Here is a 17,653-nt window from a genome sequence, read left to right on the forward strand (position 1 = left end):
CGGTCCGGCAGCAACGGCTCGATGCGTGCCCACTGGGCGTCAGTCAACGACACACATCAACCAACGATCAGATGATCCGAAGGAAACGGCCTAGGTCCGGCATCGCTGACTACGGCACCCTGCGCCCCCTGGCTCTCAACCGCGTGATGCACCACTTCGGCACAGACGGACCGTCGGTCGAGCAGTACGAGAAGCTCGTCGCCGCCGCCCATGAGGCCGCCGGCCATGAGGAGCACGAGCAAAGCCTGCTCGGTGAGTGTCAGATGCGGTGGACCGGTTACTACATCGTCCTCCACTCCGGCGACAGGCCGACTCACCTGGGAATCTTCGGGTTCTCAGGAGACTAGGACTGATCCGGCAGAGCATGCGACTGACTCTTGCTGCTGATCGTTCTTATGGACATGGGGCGGCGCGATCTGACGGATGCTGAGTGGGAACGGCTGCGGCCGTTCCTGCCGGTCAGCAACGGGCGTCGCGGCAGGTGGCGGGATCACCGGCAGGTGATCGACGGGATTCTGCACCGGGTGCGGACCGGGGTGCAGTGGCGTGACCTGCTCGAACGGTTCGGTCCTTGGAAGACGGTCTACGAACGCCACCGCCCGTGGTCGGCCGACGGCACCTGGGAACGGCTGCTCCAGCAGGTGCAGGCCGCGGCCGACGCGGCGGGTGAGATCGACTGGGACATCTCTGTCGACTCCACCATCGCGCGGGCACATCAGCACGCGGCTGGCGCCCGCACCGAACCGTCGCCGGCCCCCGCCTCAAAAGGGGGATGCAGCGGCAGAACGCCGGCACGAGAGGTCGTGGGGGCCTCGCCGCCCGCCTGGTGGAGGTGGTGCAGGAGGTGAGGGCCTGGGCCGCTCACGCGGCGGGTTCACCACCAAGCTCCACCTGGGCGCGGACGGCCGATGTCCTCGCCACCGAACCTGGCGACATGGTCCGAGAAAAACAGCTCCACCGTCAGTTCAAGCACCTCCTCGCCAGGGGACGGGAAAGGTTCCCCCCAGCTCCCGACCTGATCGCCTACATCGACAATCTCCGTGCCAAGGCTGGCGCTCCACCGATCACCTAGGGGGTGTCTTGTCGTTTCGGCCGGGCTGCTCGGGCCCGAGCAGGAGCGCCACAACGGCCTCGTCGGCGACCTGGAAGGTGCGCCGCGGTTGTGATGGTCGTGATCGACCGGGCCGACGCCACCCTGCGGCAGCTCGCCCCGACAGCCGACCCGCCCCCAACACCAGCCCGCTCCGGGGCCGCGTCCACATCGTCCAGGACGGCGACGCCCACCCGGCACAGGGTGTGCTGATGACCGACGCCGAAGTCGCCGACCGGGTCACTGCCACGGCGGCTGGAGAGACCGAAGAAGGCTGACCTGCCCCCAGACACACCAGGGACCCCGGGGGATCAGCCATGACGCCCCCGGGGCCCGGCTCGGGGGTCGCACCGTCCAACGACGCTGCGGTCCCGCTGTCACGCGGTGGTCGGCCGGGCTGATGGGGAGGAGGGTGACAAGCCGATCGTTCGGCCACATTGGTCTGTCGGGCGCTTGTCGGACGGGAGGACCGTCCGGTGCCGGCGTTTTGGTGTGAGCGGGGGAGTAGGGCGCTTGCGGTTTTGCCGCCGGTCTTGTGGCGGGTCACGGTGGTGGTGCGGGCGAGGTGGTTGACCATGGCTGGCTGAAGCCTCCGGTGCCGCCGTGGTGGTGCGGGGCGTTGGTGGCGAGCTCCGAAACGACGAGGATCACGCTGTCGGCGGCCGCGGAGGCGGGGGCTGGTGCGGGCTCTTCGAGGAATTCCCGGGCGCTGTCGCGTGCGCCGGTGGCGGACGTGGCCGAGCGGAGGCTTGGGGTGACCCTCGCGCCGTCCATCTGGTCCCCCGGTGTCCGTCGACGTCCAGCCGTCTGCCCGGGGCGTGTGCCCCGATTGCGGCCGGTCGACCCGGCCTGCTTCCGCACCCGCCACTGTTCGAGGGCGATTATCTCGCTGCCGAACAGGCGGAAATCTGTCACGACCAGAGTAGACATTCGTGAGTGTGGTGGTTATGGTTTCTCTCGTAGACAGAGAGACCGCAGGGCCCGGCAGAGACGAACTGCCGGGCAGCAGTACCCGCAGTTGCAGTTCGCACGACGGTGCGGTGGTGGAGTTTCGAAGCCAGGGTGGTTGCAGGACGGCGACGGGACTGACGGCCGGACCGGGTGGCCCGCAGTGATCAGGGGCCGCCAGTACCGCAGTGGCAGTACCCCGCAGTGAAGTCAGTGAGCAGGACCCCTGGTGAAGGCGTCGGCTGCGGGCGCGCGCACCGGGAAATTCAAAAGTGGCGCTGTCACGGGCCACGAGCAGTTCGCAGTACCGGCAGTACCGGCAGTACCGGCAGTACCGGCAGTACCGGCAGTATGCAGTTCCCGTTTGGTACGCAGTTGATCACCGAGGGAAGAAGCGGAGGAACGAAGCACCGTCAGGATCGCCCGGGCGGAAGTCTCGAGTCCGGGTACCGCAGGACATCGTGAGTGAGGTGGTCTCCGGTCAGGCAACCGCGATCCCCGCAGCCCCGACAGCAACTGGGTCGGGTACGCGGACACAGAAGGCCGGCGCGGTATCAGGGCCGGCAGATGGTGTAGTAGTTCCTTCGGGGCCCTGGTGCCGTACGGCATCAGGGCCCCTCCACGCGTTCCGCAGAGAGGTGCCGATGACGGCAGACGGCCCACACGGGCGTCTCGACGACGACGACTACCCCGCCTACACGATGGGCCGGGCCGCCGAGATGCTCGGCACCACCCCCGCCTTCCTGCGCGCTCTGGGCGAACACCGCCTGATCACCCCGCTGCGTTCCGAGGGCGGCCACCGCCGCTACTCCCGCTACCAGCTGCGCATCGCCGCCCGCGCCCGGGAACTGGTCGACCGGGGAACCCCGATCGAGGCCGCCTGTCGCATCATCGTGCTTGAGGACCAGCTCGAGGAAGCCCAGCGCATCAACGCCGAGTACCGCCGCGCCGCCGAAGCGGCAAAGCCGCCGGCCGCCGCCTGAGACCCTGCCCAGGCGCCGGTCAAGCCCGCGCACGCAGGGCAGGGTGTGAGACAGGAAGCGTTTCCTGTGGTGACAGTGGGTGTGACCATGTACCGTTCCTGTTAGCTGTCGTGGTTCGGATCTTCCCTTTGCCCATGCCGTCGGCGTGGGCTTTTTTGCTGTGCTGTGCTGCAGGAACCAGGGCGATCACCTCCGCCTCCCGCACCGTGTGGGCGGCGTTCATCGACTGGAAGGCATGCGACATGGCTACGGGAACTGTGAAGTGGTTCAACGCGGAGAAGGGCTTCGGCTTCATCGCCCAGGACGGCGGCGGCCCGGACGTCTTCGCCCACTACTCGGCGATCAACTCCTCGGGCTTCCGTGAGCTCCAGGAGGGCCAGGCCGTGACGTTCGACGTCACCCAGGGCCAGAAGGGCCCCCAGGCGGAGAACATCACCCCGGCGTAACCCTCCCCGTCTCCGCCTGCGGGCACCGAGATCGGCTCTGCTTCCCGACTGCCCGGTAGCGGGCGACCCGAACGACGGAAGCCGGGCCGGCGTCCCAGAGGCAGTGGAAACGAACCGGACGAGGGCTGCGCGACTGCGCGCGGCCCTCGTCCGTGGTGGTGCATCGCCGTCTTCCGCGCGGTCGCCCCATGGAGTAGGGAGGCGGGTACCGCCGCCGTGCAGAGGCGCTTAGCCCAACGCACCACGCGTGCTGCTCGTCCTCGAATCCTGACCCCGAACCGCCGGCGCCCAAGGCAGGCCCGCCCCTCCCGCCAACGGGAAGGCACCGGTCGGCAGGCGCAGACCTGTTCCACCGCAGCTGACCGGATCGGCGGTGCTGCCGGTCCGGCCGAAAAATCTGAACCAATACCGGGAGTCAGGCCGCGACGAGCTCCTGCTTGCGGCGATCCGACGTGTTGATCTCGGGCTTCTTGTTCGGCAGCGAGAGCCGGAAGACTTTGCGCCACGCGGAGAACACCTGCTTGGGCAGCGGCCCGGTGACGTACTCCAGCTCGTACTTCTCGAACAGCGCGCGCACCTTCACCGCGACCTCGGCGTACCGGTTGCTCGGCAGGTCGGGGAAGAGGTGGTGCTCGATCTGGTGCGACAGGTTGCCGGTCATGAAGTGCATGGCCCTGCTGCCGCTGATGTTCGCCGAGCCCATCATCTGGCGCAGGTACCACTGGCCGCGCGTCTCGCCCTCGATCGACCGGCGTTCGAACACCTGTACGCCCTCGGGGAAGTGCCCGCACATGATCACTGAGTGGGTCCAGAGGTTGCGGACCAGGTTCGCGGTGAACGTGGCGGCGAGCGTGGGGAGGAACGACGGGCCCGACAGCAGCGGGTGGATCACGTAGTCCTTGAGTACCTGCTTGCGGATCTTGCGGCCCACGGCCTTGGCCCGCGTGCGGAACTCGGGGTTCTTGCGGCGGCGCTCGTGCAGGTTCTTGCCCAGCTCCAGGTCGTACGCGGCGATGCCGTACTCGAAGAAGCAGGCGTTGATGAAGTTCCACAGCGGCTGGCCGAGGTGGAACGGGTGCCACTTCTGGTCCTCGTCGACGCGCATGATGCCGTAGCCGAGGTCGTTGTCCTTGCCGATGACGTTGGTGTACGTGTGGTGCAGCTCGTTGTGCGAGTGCTTCCACTGGTCGGCCGGCGAGACGTGATCCCATTCCCAGGTGGTGGAGTGGATCTTCGGGTCCCGCATCCAGTCCCACTGGCCGTGCAGGATGTTGTGGCCGATCTCCATGTTGTCCATGATCTTCGCCACGGACAGGCCGGCGGTGCCGAGCAGCCACGCGGGCGGGAAGATCGAGAACAGCAGCACGCCCCTGCTGACCAGCTCGAGCTTGCGCTGCGCCGAGATGACCTTGCGGATGTAGGCGGCATCCTTCTCGCCGCGGCCGGCGATCACCTCGTCGCGGATCGCGTCCAGCTCGCGGCCGAGCTCCTCGATCTGCTCCGCGGTCAGGTGGGCGGTGGGGTCGATAGCGGTCAAGGTGCTCCTACCGTTCGATGTCGCAGGGGCCCGCCGCGGCGGACACGCAGGTCTGGATGAGGACGCCCGGCTCGGCCTCGGTGATCTCGCCGGTGCGCAAGTCGCGGACGGCGCCGGCCCTGAGCGGCGTGACGCAGCCGAAGCAGATGCCCATGCGACACCCGGAGGGCATGAGTACGCCGGCCTCCTCACCGATGTCCAGCAACGGCGTGGCGCCATCCGCGTCGACGGTCTTGCCGCTGGCGCTGAACGTGACCTCGCCGCCGTCGCCCGCGACGACGATGCTGGGGCGGAAGCGTTCGGTGTGCAGGCGCTCTGGTACGCCGTGCTCGCTCCAGTGCTCTTCGGTGGCGTCGAGCAGGCCCGCGGGCCCGCACGCCCAGGTCTCGCGCTCGGCCCAGTCGGGCACGAGTTCGTCGAGCCGGGCGATGTCGAGCATGCCGTCCGTGTCGGTGTGCACCTCGGTGAGCCGCAGCTTCCCGGCCGCGACCAGGTCGTGCAGTTCCTTGCGGAAGATCACATCTTGCGGCTGTGGCGCGCAGTGGACCATGACGACGTCGTCGAACTCGGTGTCGCGCAGCATGCCCATCACGGGAGTGATGCCGCTGCCGGCCGTCAGGTAGAGCACCTTGGCGGGCTTGGCCTGCGGCAGCACGAAGTCACCGGTCGGCTGGTCGAGCTGGATCAGCGTGCCCGGTCTCACCCTGCGGACCAGGTGGTTGCTGACCTTGCCGCCCTGGATCGCCTTCACGGTGATCGTGACGCGGCCGTCCTGGCGGTTCGTCGGCGAGGTGAGGGAGTAGGTGCGCCACAGGCGCACCCCGTCGACGTCGACCCCGATCCGCACGTACTGACCGGCTGTGTGGCCGCGCCAGCCCCGCCCCGGCCTGATCACGACAGTCGCGGCGTCACCCGTCTCGGGCTGCACGGCCTCGATGCGCCCACGCAGGTCGGCACCCGCACGCAGCGGGCTGACCAGGTCGAGATAGTCCGACGGCAGCAGCGGCGTCGTCACCATCTCCAACAGTTTCCACGCCCTGCTGCGGAGGGCTGCACTCGTCATGACCCCAGCTTGATGCGCCTCAAGGCGTAAAGTCCTGACCGCAAGACGTAAAACTGATCGGCTGAATTGTTCGCAGGGAACAACATCGTGAGCCATGCAATTCGGAGGGCCAGTGAACTGGCCCTGGACGAGACGACGGTCACCGCACTTCGGGCCGCGCTGAAGACCACCGCCGACGAGGTCGTCCAGGCGATCATCGACGAGGTCCCTCCCTACGCCAACGCCCTCTCGGGCCACATGGGCGCCACCATCCGCCGAGCCGTCCGCACCGCCCTGGGGCACTACCTGGACCTAGCGAGCGGGAACGCGACGGGCGGCGACGCCGGTGACGCAGCCTACGAGCTGGGCCGCGGCGAGGTCCGCGACGGCCGTTCGATGGACGCCCTGCTCAGCGCCTACCGCGTCGGCGCCCGCGTGGCCTGGCGATGCCTGGCAGCCGGTGCCGTACCCGCAGGTCTGCCCGCCGCCCAGGTCGCCAAGTTCGCCGAGCTGACCTTCGCCTACATCGACGAGCTCTCCGCCGCGAGCGCCGCGGGCCACGCCGACGAACTGGCCGCCCGGGGCAGAGCCCACGAGCGCCACCTGGAACACCTGGCTCGCGACCTCCTCGCCGGCGCGAGCCCGGACGTGCTGCTGGTCTCTGCTCAGCAGGCCGGGTGGCAGCCTCCGGTTTCGTTGACCGCGGTCCTGCTGCCCGCCGCCCAGACCCGGCCGGCCTACCGCGCGCTCGACCCGAGCACCCTCGTCCTCGACGATCTGCCAGACGCCACCGGTGTGCTGCTCGTCCCCGATGCCGACCGATCACACCTCTTGCGGCAGCTCGCCGACCGCACCGCCGTGGTCGGCCCGGCCCGGCCATGGACCCGTGCGTCCGCCTCGTACGCACGAGCCGTACGCGCGCGCTCCCTCTCCAGCGATATTCGCGACGTCGAGGACCACCTGCCCGAGCTGGTGCTGAGCGCCGATATGGACGCGTTCGCAGACCTGCGTGCCCGAGCCCTCGCACCGTTGCGGACCTTGCCTGTCGCGACCGCACGGCGGCTGGAGGAGACGCTGCGGGCGTGGCTGCTGCACCAAGGCAGGCGGGACGAGGTGGCGGCGTCGTTGTTCGTCCATCCCCAGACGGTCCGGTACCGGATGCAGCAGCTGCGGGAGCTGTTTCCGGATCTCGCATCGCCACACCGGGTCCTTGAACTGACGATGGCGGTCGGCCTTCGGGTCGGCTGACACGTACGTCGACCAGATTGCCCTGCTGCTCACCGACACCGCCCACGCCGTCGCCGTCGATGTCCGCTGCGCCGCTGACATCCGGAGCCTGGGCGCCTCCCCGTTCTGGTGCTGGACCAGCCACCGCCCCGTCGCCCACGACGACGGCCTCGACCGGCTGGAGAAGCGGGCAGTCATCGCCAAGGGCACCATCACAGCACTGCGCGGCATCTGGCCGTGGCCGTTCCCCGAATTCGAAGACGCCGTCACCACGTGCCTCGCCCCCGACCCCGCCGCCCCCCCGCGAAGGAGCCGACCACCACATGGTGACCCTGCGCGCCGCGCCCTGGTGCTCGACGACGCTGCCGCCCTCATCCGCGTCTACAGCGGTGCCTCCCTCCGGCACACCACCGGCAAACCCCTCACCCTCGACCAGGCCCACGAGAAGGCCGACGGTGTGGCGGTCGTCCGGATGTTCCTCGCCGACCGGCTTGGGTTGTTCCTCCAGGGCGAGGAGGCCAGGGACCGCATCGACGACGCCGTGCGCAAACGCGGCCCGGTGGGGACGGCCGACGTGGTCACTGTCCTCACCAGCCAAGCCGCCTCGCTGCTGGCTGCGAACGCCGGACCCGACGACGATCCAGAGGCCTGTTCGACACGATGATCCGCGCGAAGGCTGCGCGGTCAGCGACGCCGGCCGCCGCCGATACGGCGGTCGTCGGCCAGTCCGGTAAGCGGGCCGAACTCGCGGACAAGCTGGTTCCACGTCAGAACCTCGCCACAGCGGGCCGGGAACTCCTTCGGGTTGAACTCGGGCATGGTCCAGGTGCCGGTGCCCCGGTCCCGCAGCCACAGGTCCCCGTCACCGTCGACCACGGTCGGCGGGACCGGGACGGGCTCGGCTTGATCGGTGGGCTCCCAGGTGACCCGGCCCGGGTGGGAAACACGGCGCAGCTCGGTGGTGGCCAGCCGCGCTGCCAAGTCACGGGTGGCCTCTTCGGCGTCCTTGACCGACGCGAGTCGAAATGCGTCGTCAAGTACGGGCAGGGCTGGATTCTTGCTGCGCTTTGAACTCATACGCTGACTACCTCCGGTGCGGGCGTCACATCCGTTGTGGCACCCCATGGAGAAACACGGTATCCGAGGCGGGAGCCGGGCGGGTCTGATGCAGGTTCGGGTGACAGGTCGGGTCACGCGGCCTGGAGGGCCGGTGTGGTCATGACGGTCTCGAATGCGACGGGGGTCAGTCGGCCGAGTGCGGCTTGCCGACGACGGCGGTGGCAGGTCCGCTCGATCCGGGTCACGAGGGCGATCCGCAGTTCCTCGCGGGTGGCCCACTTCCTGCGGTCGAGGACGTTCTTCTGCAGCAGACCGAAGAAGGACTCCATGGCCGCGTCGTCGCCGGCCGCCCCGACCCTTCCTGTCGATCCTGCCATCCGGTGGCGGTCGAGCGCCTGGACGAACTTCCGGGACCGGAATGGCGCGCCGCGATCGCCGCACAGCACAAGGCCGAGCGAGAGGCCAGCCGCCCGGTGTGCGCCGACTGCGGCACCCGGTTCACCGACGAACGGTGGAAGGCCATCGAGCCCGCAGAGTGGGGCGCCCCACGCGACGCCCACCCGCACCTGTGCGACGACTGCAAGCAGCGCGCCACCGAGGCCGCACGCGAACTCGGAGTGGACTCCACCGAACAGGTCCAGCAGGCCGGCCGGGACGCCTGGGCGAAGATCCGCGCCCACCAGGGCCGAGCCGCGTGAACCTGACCGCGGTCCTCGACCACTCCGCGCCGACCGCCCTGTACCAGACCGACCCGTTCTTCACCGGGCTCCCCATCGAGGCCTCCCGCGGCACCGGCCGCATCCCCCGCGATCGGTCGTCACCGGAGAGTTGCTGAGCACGCGGCTGTCGGGCTTGGCGCCGGGCCGCCGTCGGAGCTGGTCTTCGTACGGAACGAGGCGGCCGCCCGGGTCTTTTCAGGCCGCCTCGTCGTGTCCTTTGCGGTGGGGCTCGTGTCAGGTGCTGAGAGCGTCTTCGACTGTGGGGTGGCAGGGGATGACGGTGTCGAGGCCGACCAGGCTCAGGACACGCCGGACGGCCTCCTGGGCGGCGGCGATGCGCAGCCAGCCCTGTGCTTCGCTCACGTGCCGGTGGACGGAGATGAGGATGTTGAGGCCGCTGGAGTCCAGGAAGGTCACGCCTTCCATGTCCGCCACGATGCGCGGCGGTGCTGCTGTGTCGTTCCGAGGCAGCAGGGCGTTGTGCAGGACGTTCTTGGTGGTGTGGTCGATCTCCCCTTGCAGGGTCACGATACGGACACCGTCGACCATGTGGTGTGCGACGGACAGCCGTTCGGTCCGGGCCGTTTCCTCATTACTGGGCATGGTCTCCTCGCTGCGTCTAGGCTTGCCCGGGCCGGGGCCGTGCGCGGACGATTGTGCCTCACCACACCAGGGCCGGACGCACCCGGACGGTGGCACTGGCCGGCCCCATCGCATGGGGCTTGGTCGGTCGGGTAACCGTGCCGTGTGGATGAGAAGGGGGACGGAGCCAGTGGGACCTGATGCCGATCTAGGTGGCGGTGCCGAGTCCGTGCTGGACAGGTTCCTGGTGCGTGCCGGCTACGCGCTGGACGGTGGGGGAAGCTGTATCGCCGACGCCCGGCATCACGCCTCCGCCTTTTTGGACCGGGCCCGCACCGAGCATCGGCTGCCGGTGTCGCAACGAACGCGGGATCTGACCGCGCTGGTCGTCAGCGAGCTGGTCACCAACGCCCACAAGTACGCCTCCGGCCCCGTCCTGATGGAGCTGCGCATCAGCGCCGAGCACGTGGACATCGTGGTGTGGGACAGCGCCCCGGCCCTTCCCGCGGCCCAGGCCGCTGATCCGGGGCGGGTCGGCCAGCACGGCTTGGAGATCATCAAAGCGGTCGCCGAGAAACTGTTCATCGAGCAGGAGCCGGTCGGCAAGCGCATCACCGTCCGCCTCGCCCTGGCCGACGCTCCCAGACCGGCGTAGGAGCGGGACGTGACGACGGTCCGGGATTTCCCAGCCGGTCGTCTGTTCTCTCACTCACCCCTGTAGCGGTGCCGGCATCGTTTCTCCCCTCGACGCGGGACCGCACCCCGTTCATCGGCCATGCAGGAGCCGCCGCAATCCAGGAACAAGGCGCTGCACCAGCCCAGAGCCTCCCTCCCCGAAATCGCGTGGTCTGCCCGCTGTTTCGCGAGCATGCCCGGGTGCGCGACGCTGAAAGAACACGAGACCGGCCGGCGCCACGGGCGGCGGCCTTTGGGACTCGGGAGTCGCCCCCGCTCCGGGCACCCGAATCCCTCCATCGTCGACCACCCCCTCCTCGAGCCGGGGGGTCTTTCGTCTGTGGGCTCATCAACCTCCGGAAGGGGGCGTGCCCAGCATGAACGTCACCACTGCGATCACCGGTACCACCGCCCGCGTCACCCCGCACGGGGAGATCGACTTCGGCACCCTGCCCTTGCTGCACGCCGCTGTGGACCGGTTGTCGTTACACGTCACCGACCTGCTGTGGGACTTGGAACACACGTCCTTCACCGACGTGGCCGGCCTGCGCCTGTTGTTCGGCCCGTACCGCAGGGCAGTCCGCACCGCGGGACGGCGGTGACAAGGCTGCACGACCAGCCCCTGCACCTTCTGCTGCTCGCTGCTGCCCTGTTCCCCGCGGCCTACGACATCTCCCGGTTCGTCCCCGGCACTCCCGTCGGCCTGATGGCCCGCAGGCCCTGAGCATCCCCAGGGCCGGGCTTCCCCGGTCCAGACGGCCCGCGGCCGCATCACCTTGACGCGGAGCACTTGGACAGAGACCCCGTGCTTCCGCAGGTTCCTTTTGAGGCCGGCCTTGGACAGATCGGGGGAGTGCGCACCTGCTCGCTGGAGAGGACCGCCGACCACCCCGCCCACCTGGTCGACGATCGGCATACAGGACCGGCTCCTCGACCACGTGAATGAGCCGGTGCGCTTGAGCATCACCGCCAGGTTGGAGGGCAGCCCCTGGACCGTCCCGCTGGAAGTACCTGTTCTTCCGAGTCCTGGGGAATACGTAGAGGCGGAGGGTGCCGTCCGCCGACTCCGGGACGCCCTTGCGAAGATCGCCGCCAAGCCGCACTGACCCAGCCCCGTTCCGTGACCGGGCGGCGCTGAACTCGCTCCTGCAGACCCCGGCGTTCCGTCGCCTGGATACACTGCCCCATTGGGCGGAGCTTTTGCTCCGCCCGTGCCGGGACTGCAGGCAGGCGGCTTGATGTGAAGGAGTCCGAGCGTGGATGCCCCACATGCGGTGGGCAGGCCCCGTGCGGTGCCCGGGAGGGCCGCGTTGGAGGTGAGCCCGTTGCCTGGTCGTTCCGGGATACGTGTCCGTGGTGAGGTCAGCGCCCTCACTCGCCCGTCTTGGGAGCAGGCCCTGTCCGAGCTGGCCCGGCGGCACGCGGGCGTGTCGTACGTGGAGCTGTCGGATGTGGCCTTCGTCGACGTGGCCGGGGTAACCGCGCTGGCGGTCACCGCCATGAACCTGCCCGACGGGAGAATTGTGGTCGAGAATCCCCCGCCACAACTGCCGCGGGTTTTGGAAATGTTCTGGCCGGGCCTGGACCGGATTGAGGTGGCTCTGTGATGAGCACGGTGACCACCCACGAGGCGTTCGCGCACCCTGCCCTTTTCTACCGAACCGAGCAGGAGTACACGCAGCAGACGGTGACCTTCCTGCACGAGGGTCTGACCAACGGCGAGCCGATGGCCGTGGCGGTGCCCGGCCCCAACCTGGAGCTGATCAAGGCGGGTCTGGGCGGGGACGTCGAGGGCATCCTGTTCCTGGACATGACCGAAGCCGGCCGCAACCCGGGGCGGATCATCCCCAAGGTACTGCGCGGATTCGCCGACGCCCACCCGAAGGGACGTGTGCGGATCATCGGCGAGCCGATCTGGGCCGAACGCAGTGCGGTGGAGTACCCGGCGTGCGCGCAGCACGAGGCGCTGATCAACGTCGCGTTCGCAGGCCGGGCGGTGACGATCCTGTGCCCCTACGACGAGGTACGGCTGGACCCGCAGGTGATCGCCGACGCGCGGGTCACCCACCCGACCCTCGTCAGCGGGGATGGACATGAGTCGGTCAGCGACGCCTACGACTGGCAGGCGGTCGTCCACCGGTACAACCAAGCGCTGGCGCCCGCACCGGACGCCGCAGCCTTCTCCTACGGTGCTGAGGGCCTTCCGACGGTCCGCCAGTTCGCTCTCGGCCAGGCGACGCGGCTGGGCCTGGCCGGGGACCGGCTGATGGATGTAGAGCTGGCGGTCTCGGAACTGACGACCAACAGCGTGATCCACGGCGGAGGCCACGGGACACTCGCCATCTGGGCCGAGCAGGGCCAGCTGGTGTGTGAGGTCCGCGATGCGGGCCGACTGACCGATCCACTGGCCGGCCGCCGCCCGCCGGAGCCCGGCCAGTTGGGCGGCCGGGGCCTGATGCTGGTCCACTACGTGGCCGACCTGGTGCGCATGCACACCGGCGACGACGGCACGACCGTGCGCTTCTACCTCAGCTTGTGACAACGCGCGGGCGGCACCTTGGACGCCGACGGTGGCCGGTGGAGCCGTCGGAGGTGGCACAGCGGGTCGGCGCGGCCCGGTGTGTGATGTTCGCCCGGGAGTGGGCAACCGCCTTCCGCCGCTACGGTTTCACCCGTCATGCCCGAGCCGTCCGCTTCCAGGCCATGGTCACCCTCGCCCGCCTTCGCCTTCGCCTTCGCCTTCACCTCCGCCTCCGGCTCTGGCTCTGGCTCTGACTCCCATGATTTTCCGGACCCCCGGGGCGGTCCGTCACTGACGCGGGACCTCGATCCCCGCCGCGCGCAGGTGCCCCTCGATCAGTGTGTTCAGCCGTGCGACGGGCGGTGCCTCGTCCTCCCGGTGATGGTTGACCACGCCGTACCGGGAGGACGCGTCGGGTCGGTGCCGTCGCACGGTCGGCATCGTCAGTAGCGCGCGGTCGAAGACCGGCGGCCTGCCGCCGGTCTGTCCGCGCCGCAGGCGGTTGGCCTTCTGGTCGGCCCGTTCCGGGATCACTGCCCGGGTGCCCCTGCGCCGCAGGGTCTGGCGGATAGCCCGGGACGAGTACGCCTTGTCCGCGACGACCGCGTCGGGCCTGCGGCGAGGGCGCCCGGCACCAGTCCGGGGCACCCTCAGCTCGTCCATGACCGTCTCGAAGACCGTGGAATCGTTGACGTTGCTGGGCGTGACGACGACGGCCAGGGGCAGGCCCGGCCGTCGCAGGCGAAATGGACCTTGGTGGTCAGCCCACCGCGGGACCGGCCGAGCGCCTGGCCAGCCGACGGACGTCCGGATCTTCCAGTTAGTCCCCCGCCGCTGCCCCTTCTCGCGGGCCCCGGCGGCGTGCTGGTGAGCCCGGCTGATGGCCGAGTCGACCGACACCGTCCACTCCACCGCCCCGACGGAGTCGTCCCGGACCTGGACCTGTTCGAGCAGACTGGCCCAGGTTCCGTCTGCCTCCCAGCGGGCGAATCGTTCATAGGCCGTCTGCCACGGCCCATAGCGCTCCGGCAGGTCTCGCCACGGGGCACCGGTCCGCAGCCGTCACAACACCCCGTTGATCACCTGCCGGTGCTCCCGCCACGGATGCCCACGCCCATCCACACCCGGCAGCAGGGGCACTATCCGCTCCCACGCCGCATCCGTCGGCTCACCACGACCCACTACAAGATCAATGATCAGACAGGTCCTAACAGCGTGAGGTGTCTGCCTGGACCAAAAGCGGACCACGTCGCTGTACAGCGCGCCCTGTGTCATCCCTCCCGGTCGCCGGCGCACCCCCCGCCAAGGCCCTGTCGTTGGCCCGGGGGAGGCGCAGGCAAGTGATGAGGGATGCGAAGGCGCTGCCGGCGTTGATCCGCCGCCGGATCCCCGACGACCTGATCCGCCCCCGCGGCCGGACCTCGCAGACCCGGCCCCGACACGGGCGGACACTTGTGGACGAGGAGATCCTCGCCCGCTACCGGCCCGGACAGTCCGCATCGGCCATTGCCCGCGAGATCGGCGTGGACTGCAGGACAATCCTGCGCCGGATTCACGAAGGCGAGCGGCGCACCCACCTGCAGGCCCGGCAGCTGAACCGGCGGCCCGGGGCATCGATGCGGAATCCATCCGTGCTCTGCGAGCCCAGGTCGGTCTGTCAGTGAAAACGCTCCGCGCCCGTGCATGAAACGGTGCTGTGTGGACGATTGCGTTGTCCCCCAGAGGTAAGTTCACGTAATTCCCCAGGCCCTGGCGCTTGTGGCTAGGTGGCACCGGGCAGTCCCAGGGCGGCCAGGAGGGCTGAGGAGAGTTCTTCCGTGAACAGGGCCGATCCGGTGAGCGTCTGCCGAATGGCTTGCTCGTCGGGCGTCAGGCCCGTGGCGGTCGACCAGGCGAGTGCGCCGGCCACGGCGGGTTCGATGGGAAAGTGCTCCGGAGGGATCTCGTAGCTCTTCGCCATCTCGCGGTTGAGCAGGCCCTCCCCGCTGTTGCCGCCCGGCGTGAGGGCCTCGATGAAGCCCACATCGCTGTCGAGGAAGGACACCATGACGGCCGGTGTTCCGTTCGCTGGACGAGGTTCGCAAGGCTGCGCCGTTCGGCGTCGGCGAAGTCCGTGACCTGCCAGTTCTCTGCCAACGCCTTCGTGCCGTCGATACCCGTGAACCCGACTGCCCGCATGAGCTGGTGCAGCTCCCCCGTGGATGTGGACCGGGTCGTCAGTGTTCCGCCTGAGTTTCCCATGGCCCGCAAGTTAGGCGATGCCTCTGACAAGCCAACTCGTGCCGCTGCGATGTCGGCACGGGGAGCCGGGACGGCTGACTTTAGGGTCTTTCGTTTGGATCAGGCCGGATCAGTGAGCGGGGTCTGCTGCCGTGGATCGCAAGGCGGAGGAGGGAGCCTTGCCGACCGGCGGCAACGCGGCGAGGTACGGCACCAGGGCACGCGAGCCCGGCAAGATCCAAACGAGAGGCCCGCGGCACCTCGGGACAGCCGAAAGGGCGCCCGGCCTGGAACTCCAGGCCGGGCGCCCTTTCGTGGGGCGTGCACGTCAGGACGCAGAGGCGCTGTTCGCCGCGGGTGTGCCGGCCAGGATCGTCTCCTCCACCGCTTCGTACCGCATGTGCTGGTCGGCCGGGTCGCGTTCGTAGAGCACCGTGCCGAGCCAGCCCGCGAGGAAGCCCAGCGGGGCCGAGAGGATGCCCGACGTGGTGAACGGGAACCAGTTGAAGTCCTGGTCCGGGAAGATCGCCTGGGGCGATCCGGACACCAGATTGCTGCCGGTCATGAGGATGCACGCGGAGGCGCTGCCCACGATGAGGGTGCAGAGCAGCCCCGTACGGGAGTAGCGGCGCCAGAAGAGACTGTAGACGAGGGCCGGTGCGACCGCGGACGCGCCGATGCAGAACGACAGGGTGAGCAGTGCCTGAAGGTTCAGATGCCGTGCACCGGCGGCGATCGCGATCGCCACGAGCCCGACGCCCGCCGCGGCGATCCGGGCGATGGCCATCTCCGCGGAGCCCTTCAGTCGCGCCTTTCGGCGCAGCCCGTGCGTGATGAGGTCGTGCGCCAGGGTGTTGGCGCAGGCGAGGGTGATCCCGGCGACCGAGGCCAGCAGGGTGAGGAAGACGGCTGTTGCCACGGCCGTGAACAGCAGGGTCTCGACGGCGGTCTGGTCGGTCCCCATGATGGCCTGGCTGACCATGAGGAACGCCGTCTTGCCCTGCGGGTCGCCGGCGACGATCCCCTGGTGGCCGACGATCGCCGCCGCGCCGAAGCCGATGACGGCGATCAGTAGACAGGTCACGACGACGGTCGACACGGCCCAGGACATCGAGCGCCGTACGGCTGCCGCGCTGCGCGCGGTGAACATGCGCATGGTGATGTGGGGGAGCACCGCGGCGCCGAGCACGACCGTCAACTGGGTGCTGATCATGTCGAGTTCGTTGCCGCCGAACTGCAGACCGGAGGCGAGATAGGCATCTCCCGCCCCGCTGCCGCGCTTGGCGGCGTCCAGCAGGGAGGGCAGGCTGAAGTCGAAGCGGTGGAGGATGAGCGCGGCGATCGCGAGGGACGCGCCGAGCAGGGCGACGGTCTTGACGATCTGGATGAATGCGGTGCCCTTCATGCCGCCGATCGCCGCGTACGCGATCATCAGCAGGCCCAGGAACACGATCGCCCCGGTCTTGAAGCCGTCGGAGTCGAAGCCGAGGACGACCGAGAGGAGATCGCCCGCGCCCGCGAGCTGGAAGATCACCAGCGGCAGCAGCGCGGTGAGGGTCACGGCGGCCGTGACGATCCGCACGGCGGGGCCGGGGAGACGCCGGGTGAGGACGTCGCCGATTGTGAACCGGCCGGCGTTACGCAGCGGTTCGGCGAGCAGGAACATCATCAGGACCAGCGAGAGCACGGTGCTCAGGGCGAGTGTGACGCCGTCGTAGCCGACGAGCGCGATGATGCCGATGGTGCCGAGCACGGTGCCGGCGGAGATGTAGTCGCCGGCGATCGCGAGGCCGCTCTGCACGGGGGACAGCGAGCGGTAACCGGTGTAGAAATCGCCCAGGTCGTCACGGTCGGGGCCGGTCATCACGCACAGCAGCAGCGTGACGGTGATGACCGCGATGAACGCGATCAGCGACATGGTCTGGGCCTCGGAGCTGAAGCCGGTCATGCGCGCGCACCTCCGGTGGGCTGCTGCCACACGGGACGTCCGGAGCGGCTCTGGCGTTCCGGACGGGGCGCGGCTGCCGCGGCCGCCCGCTCGGCGCGTTCGCGGATCGCCGCGGCGAGCGGGTCGACGCGGCGGCGCGCGATCCGCTCGTACAGCGCGATCGCAGCCAGCGCCACGGGCAGCTGGAGGAGCCCCAGGACCAGCCCGGTGGTGAGACCACCGGTGATGTTGCCGGTCATCATCGAGGGGGCGTAGCCGGACAGGAAGAGGAAGATGACGAAGTAGCCGAGCGCAGTGAAGGTGGCGACGCGGCGGATCCTGCGGTAAGCCGATCCGAGCCGCTGAAGATCATCACGATCGTCGGTGGCGGCGGGCGGTTGCGGGGACGCGTCCCAGGGCTGCTGCGCGGAGTCCCAGCCCTGCGGCGAGGAGTCCCACGCTCGCGGGGACGGGTCCCAGGCTGCCTGTGGATCGGTATCCCAGGACGGCGATCCACCCTCCCGGGGCTGCGACGCCGCCTCTTGGCGGTGCCGCGCGGCATTCCGGTGCTGGGGTACGGGCGGTGGGCCGGGGAAAGACTGGTGGTACGACATCGATCTCGCTCCTTGCCGCCCGGGGAACGGGCGGGTGGCGCTGGTGGTCCGCGTACGTTACTC

The 17,653-nt window shown here is 69.3% G+C and carries 21 protein-coding genes and 2 pseudogenes; 14 read left to right on the plus strand and 9 right to left on the minus strand.

The window, feature by feature from the left end; all coding sequences use genetic code 11:
- The 4 genes and pseudogenes from ACZ66Z_RS35635 to ACZ66Z_RS35650 all read left to right on the plus strand — a co-directional run.
- Positions 1-347 (plus strand): hypothetical protein (locus ACZ66Z_RS35635; RefSeq protein ID WP_469940052.1); only part of this gene is annotated, 347 nt, incomplete at its 5' end.
- Positions 348-401: 54 nt separating this feature from the next.
- Positions 402-912: pseudogene (locus ACZ66Z_RS35640) on the plus strand (IS5 family transposase); the annotation flags it as partial.
- A 1,770-nt stretch (positions 913-2,682) separates the two neighbouring features.
- On the plus strand, positions 2,683-3,021 hold the full coding sequence (locus tag ACZ66Z_RS35645; protein WP_469940054.1) for a helix-turn-helix domain-containing protein: 339 nt from the start codon (positions 2,683-2,685) through the stop codon (positions 3,019-3,021).
- A 242-nt stretch (positions 3,022-3,263) separates the two neighbouring features.
- Positions 3,264-3,467 (plus strand): cold-shock protein, encoded by a 204-nt coding sequence (locus tag ACZ66Z_RS35650; protein ID WP_030242128.1) that lies wholly within the window; start codon positions 3,264-3,266, stop codon positions 3,465-3,467.
- 415 nt (positions 3,468-3,882) lie between these two features.
- Here the strand turns inward: ACZ66Z_RS35650 and ACZ66Z_RS35655 are convergent, their stop codons facing one another.
- Together ACZ66Z_RS35655 and ACZ66Z_RS35660 are read right to left on the minus strand one after the other, a co-directional pair.
- On the minus strand, positions 3,883-5,004 hold the full coding sequence (locus ACZ66Z_RS35655) for a fatty acid desaturase family protein (RefSeq protein ID WP_469940056.1): 1,122 nt from the start codon (positions 5,002-5,004) through the stop codon (positions 3,883-3,885).
- A 7-nt stretch (positions 5,005-5,011) separates the two neighbouring features.
- Positions 5,012-6,022, minus strand: coding sequence for a ferredoxin reductase (locus ACZ66Z_RS35660; protein ID WP_469940093.1), 1,011 nt, complete (start codon positions 6,020-6,022; stop codon positions 5,012-5,014).
- 132 nt (positions 6,023-6,154) lie between these two features.
- Here ACZ66Z_RS35660 and ACZ66Z_RS35665 point away from each other — a divergent pair, with 132 nt between their 5' ends.
- Together ACZ66Z_RS35665 and ACZ66Z_RS35670 are read left to right on the plus strand one after the other, a co-directional pair.
- Complete coding sequence (locus tag ACZ66Z_RS35665; protein WP_469940058.1) at positions 6,155-7,294, plus strand: PucR family transcriptional regulator; 1,140 nt, start codon at positions 6,155-6,157, stop codon at positions 7,292-7,294.
- Positions 7,295-7,622: 328 nt separating this feature from the next.
- Positions 7,623-7,937 carry a hypothetical protein gene (locus ACZ66Z_RS35670; protein WP_469940060.1) on the plus strand — a complete coding sequence of 105 codons (315 nt, stop codon included), beginning with the start codon at positions 7,623-7,625 and terminating at the stop codon, positions 7,935-7,937.
- Positions 7,938-7,957: 20 nt separating this feature from the next.
- Here ACZ66Z_RS35670 and ACZ66Z_RS35675 read toward each other — a convergent pair whose 3' ends face one another.
- Both ACZ66Z_RS35675 and ACZ66Z_RS35680 read right to left on the minus strand, forming a co-directional pair.
- Positions 7,958-8,254 (minus strand): hypothetical protein, encoded by a 297-nt coding sequence (locus ACZ66Z_RS35675; RefSeq protein WP_469940061.1) that lies wholly within the window; start codon positions 8,252-8,254, stop codon positions 7,958-7,960.
- A 209-nt stretch (positions 8,255-8,463) separates the two neighbouring features.
- Positions 8,464-8,778, minus strand: a pseudogene (locus ACZ66Z_RS35680) (IS3 family transposase); the annotation flags it as partial.
- Here ACZ66Z_RS35680 and ACZ66Z_RS35685 point away from each other — a divergent pair.
- Entirely contained in the window at positions 8,713-9,030 is a 318-nt protein-coding gene (locus tag ACZ66Z_RS35685; RefSeq protein ID WP_469940062.1) for a hypothetical protein, read from the plus strand. The pseudogene ACZ66Z_RS35680 and the gene ACZ66Z_RS35685 overlap by 66 nt on opposite strands.
- A complete protein-coding gene (locus ACZ66Z_RS35690; RefSeq protein ID WP_469940064.1) occupies positions 9,027-9,167 on the plus strand; it encodes a hypothetical protein in 141 nt (46 codons plus the stop codon). Before ACZ66Z_RS35685 ends, ACZ66Z_RS35690 begins: the two co-directional genes overlap by 4 nt.
- A gap of 118 nt (positions 9,168-9,285) precedes the next feature.
- Here the strand turns inward: ACZ66Z_RS35690 and ACZ66Z_RS35695 are convergent, their stop codons facing one another.
- Positions 9,286-9,654 carry an STAS domain-containing protein gene (locus tag ACZ66Z_RS35695; RefSeq protein WP_469940065.1) on the minus strand — a complete coding sequence of 123 codons (369 nt, stop codon included), beginning with the start codon at positions 9,652-9,654 and terminating at the stop codon, positions 9,286-9,288.
- A gap of 148 nt (positions 9,655-9,802) precedes the next feature.
- Here ACZ66Z_RS35695 and ACZ66Z_RS35700 point away from each other — a divergent pair, with 148 nt between their 5' ends.
- From ACZ66Z_RS35700 to ACZ66Z_RS35720, 5 genes are all read left to right on the plus strand, one after another.
- Complete coding sequence (locus ACZ66Z_RS35700) at positions 9,803-10,288, plus strand: ATP-binding protein (protein ID WP_469940067.1); 486 nt, start codon at positions 9,803-9,805, stop codon at positions 10,286-10,288.
- A 397-nt stretch (positions 10,289-10,685) separates the two neighbouring features.
- Positions 10,686-10,910, plus strand: coding sequence for an STAS domain-containing protein (locus tag ACZ66Z_RS35705; RefSeq protein WP_469940068.1), 225 nt, complete (start codon positions 10,686-10,688; stop codon positions 10,908-10,910).
- The gene (locus ACZ66Z_RS35710) at positions 10,907-11,032 is read left to right on the plus strand and encodes a hypothetical protein (RefSeq protein ID WP_469940070.1); all 126 of its coding nucleotides are present in this window, start codon (positions 10,907-10,909) and stop codon (positions 11,030-11,032) included. The genes ACZ66Z_RS35705 and ACZ66Z_RS35710 overlap by 4 nt, the downstream gene beginning before the upstream one ends.
- Positions 11,033-11,564: 532 nt before the next feature.
- Positions 11,565-11,915: an STAS domain-containing protein gene (locus tag ACZ66Z_RS35715; protein ID WP_469940071.1), complete on the plus strand. Its 351-nt coding sequence runs from the start codon at positions 11,565-11,567 to the stop codon at positions 11,913-11,915.
- Positions 11,915-12,847, plus strand: coding sequence for an anti-sigma factor RsbA family regulatory protein (locus tag ACZ66Z_RS35720; RefSeq protein WP_469940073.1), 933 nt, complete (start codon positions 11,915-11,917; stop codon positions 12,845-12,847). The genes ACZ66Z_RS35715 and ACZ66Z_RS35720 overlap by 1 nt, the downstream gene beginning before the upstream one ends.
- A gap of 270 nt (positions 12,848-13,117) precedes the next feature.
- On the opposite strand, the gene ACZ66Z_RS35725 is transcribed toward ACZ66Z_RS35720, so the two are convergent.
- The gene (locus ACZ66Z_RS35725; RefSeq protein WP_469940094.1) at positions 13,118-13,888 is read right to left on the minus strand and encodes an IS5 family transposase; all 771 of its coding nucleotides are present in this window, start codon (positions 13,886-13,888) and stop codon (positions 13,118-13,120) included.
- A gap of 284 nt (positions 13,889-14,172) precedes the next feature.
- Between ACZ66Z_RS35725 and ACZ66Z_RS35730 the strand changes: the two genes are divergently transcribed.
- The gene (locus ACZ66Z_RS35730; protein ID WP_469940074.1) at positions 14,173-14,493 is read left to right on the plus strand and encodes a hypothetical protein; all 321 of its coding nucleotides are present in this window, start codon (positions 14,173-14,175) and stop codon (positions 14,491-14,493) included.
- A 98-nt stretch (positions 14,494-14,591) separates the two neighbouring features.
- On the opposite strand, the gene ACZ66Z_RS35735 is transcribed toward ACZ66Z_RS35730, so the two are convergent.
- The 3 genes from ACZ66Z_RS35735 to ACZ66Z_RS35745 all read right to left on the minus strand — a co-directional run bounded on the left by ACZ66Z_RS35735 (position 14,592) and on the right by ACZ66Z_RS35745 (position 17,590).
- Entirely contained in the window at positions 14,592-14,876 is a 285-nt protein-coding gene (locus ACZ66Z_RS35735; RefSeq protein WP_469940076.1) for a hypothetical protein, read from the minus strand.
- Positions 14,877-15,377: 501 nt separating this feature from the next.
- Entirely contained in the window at positions 15,378-16,997 is a 1,620-nt protein-coding gene (locus ACZ66Z_RS35740; RefSeq protein ID WP_469940078.1) for a sodium/solute symporter, read from the minus strand.
- On the minus strand, positions 16,994-17,590 hold the full coding sequence (locus ACZ66Z_RS35745) for a DUF485 domain-containing protein (RefSeq protein WP_469940080.1): 597 nt from the start codon (positions 17,588-17,590) through the stop codon (positions 16,994-16,996). The genes ACZ66Z_RS35740 and ACZ66Z_RS35745 overlap by 4 nt, the downstream gene beginning before the upstream one ends.
- Positions 17,591-17,653: the final 63 nt, after the last annotated feature.

The sequence above is a fragment of the Streptomyces sp. NPDC107498 genome (assembly GCF_055582805.1).

What these genes read in the sequence shown, in the direction of transcription:
- ACZ66Z_RS35650 (WP_030242128.1), top strand. Translation starts at nt 3,264, where the DNA reads ATGGCTACGGGAACTGTGAAGTGGTTCAACGCGGAGAAGGGCTTCGGC.
- ACZ66Z_RS35740 (WP_469940078.1), bottom strand. Translation starts at nt 16,997, where the DNA reads ATGACCGGCTTCAGCTCCGAGGCCCAGACCATGTCGCTGATCGCGTTC.
- ACZ66Z_RS35700 (WP_469940067.1), top strand. Translation starts at nt 9,803, where the DNA reads ATGAGAAGGGGGACGGAGCCAGTGGGACCTGATGCCGATCTAGGTGGC.
- ACZ66Z_RS35695 (WP_469940065.1), bottom strand. Translation starts at nt 9,654, where the DNA reads ATGCCCAGTAATGAGGAAACGGCCCGGACCGAACGGCTGTCCGTCGCA.
- ACZ66Z_RS35730 (WP_469940074.1), top strand. Translation starts at nt 14,173, where the DNA reads ATGAGGGATGCGAAGGCGCTGCCGGCGTTGATCCGCCGCCGGATCCCC.
- ACZ66Z_RS35705 (WP_469940068.1), top strand. Translation starts at nt 10,686, where the DNA reads ATGAACGTCACCACTGCGATCACCGGTACCACCGCCCGCGTCACCCCG.
- ACZ66Z_RS35735 (WP_469940076.1), bottom strand. Translation starts at nt 14,876, where the DNA reads ATGGTGTCCTTCCTCGACAGCGATGTGGGCTTCATCGAGGCCCTCACG.
- ACZ66Z_RS35645 (WP_469940054.1), top strand. Translation starts at nt 2,683, where the DNA reads ATGACGGCAGACGGCCCACACGGGCGTCTCGACGACGACGACTACCCC.
- ACZ66Z_RS35745 (WP_469940080.1), bottom strand. Translation starts at nt 17,590, where the DNA reads ATGTCGTACCACCAGTCTTTCCCCGGCCCACCGCCCGTACCCCAGCAC.
- ACZ66Z_RS35660 (WP_469940093.1), bottom strand. Translation starts at nt 6,022, where the DNA reads ATGGTGACGACGCCGCTGCTGCCGTCGGACTATCTCGACCTGGTCAGC.
- ACZ66Z_RS35720 (WP_469940073.1), top strand. Translation starts at nt 11,915, where the DNA reads ATGAGCACGGTGACCACCCACGAGGCGTTCGCGCACCCTGCCCTTTTC.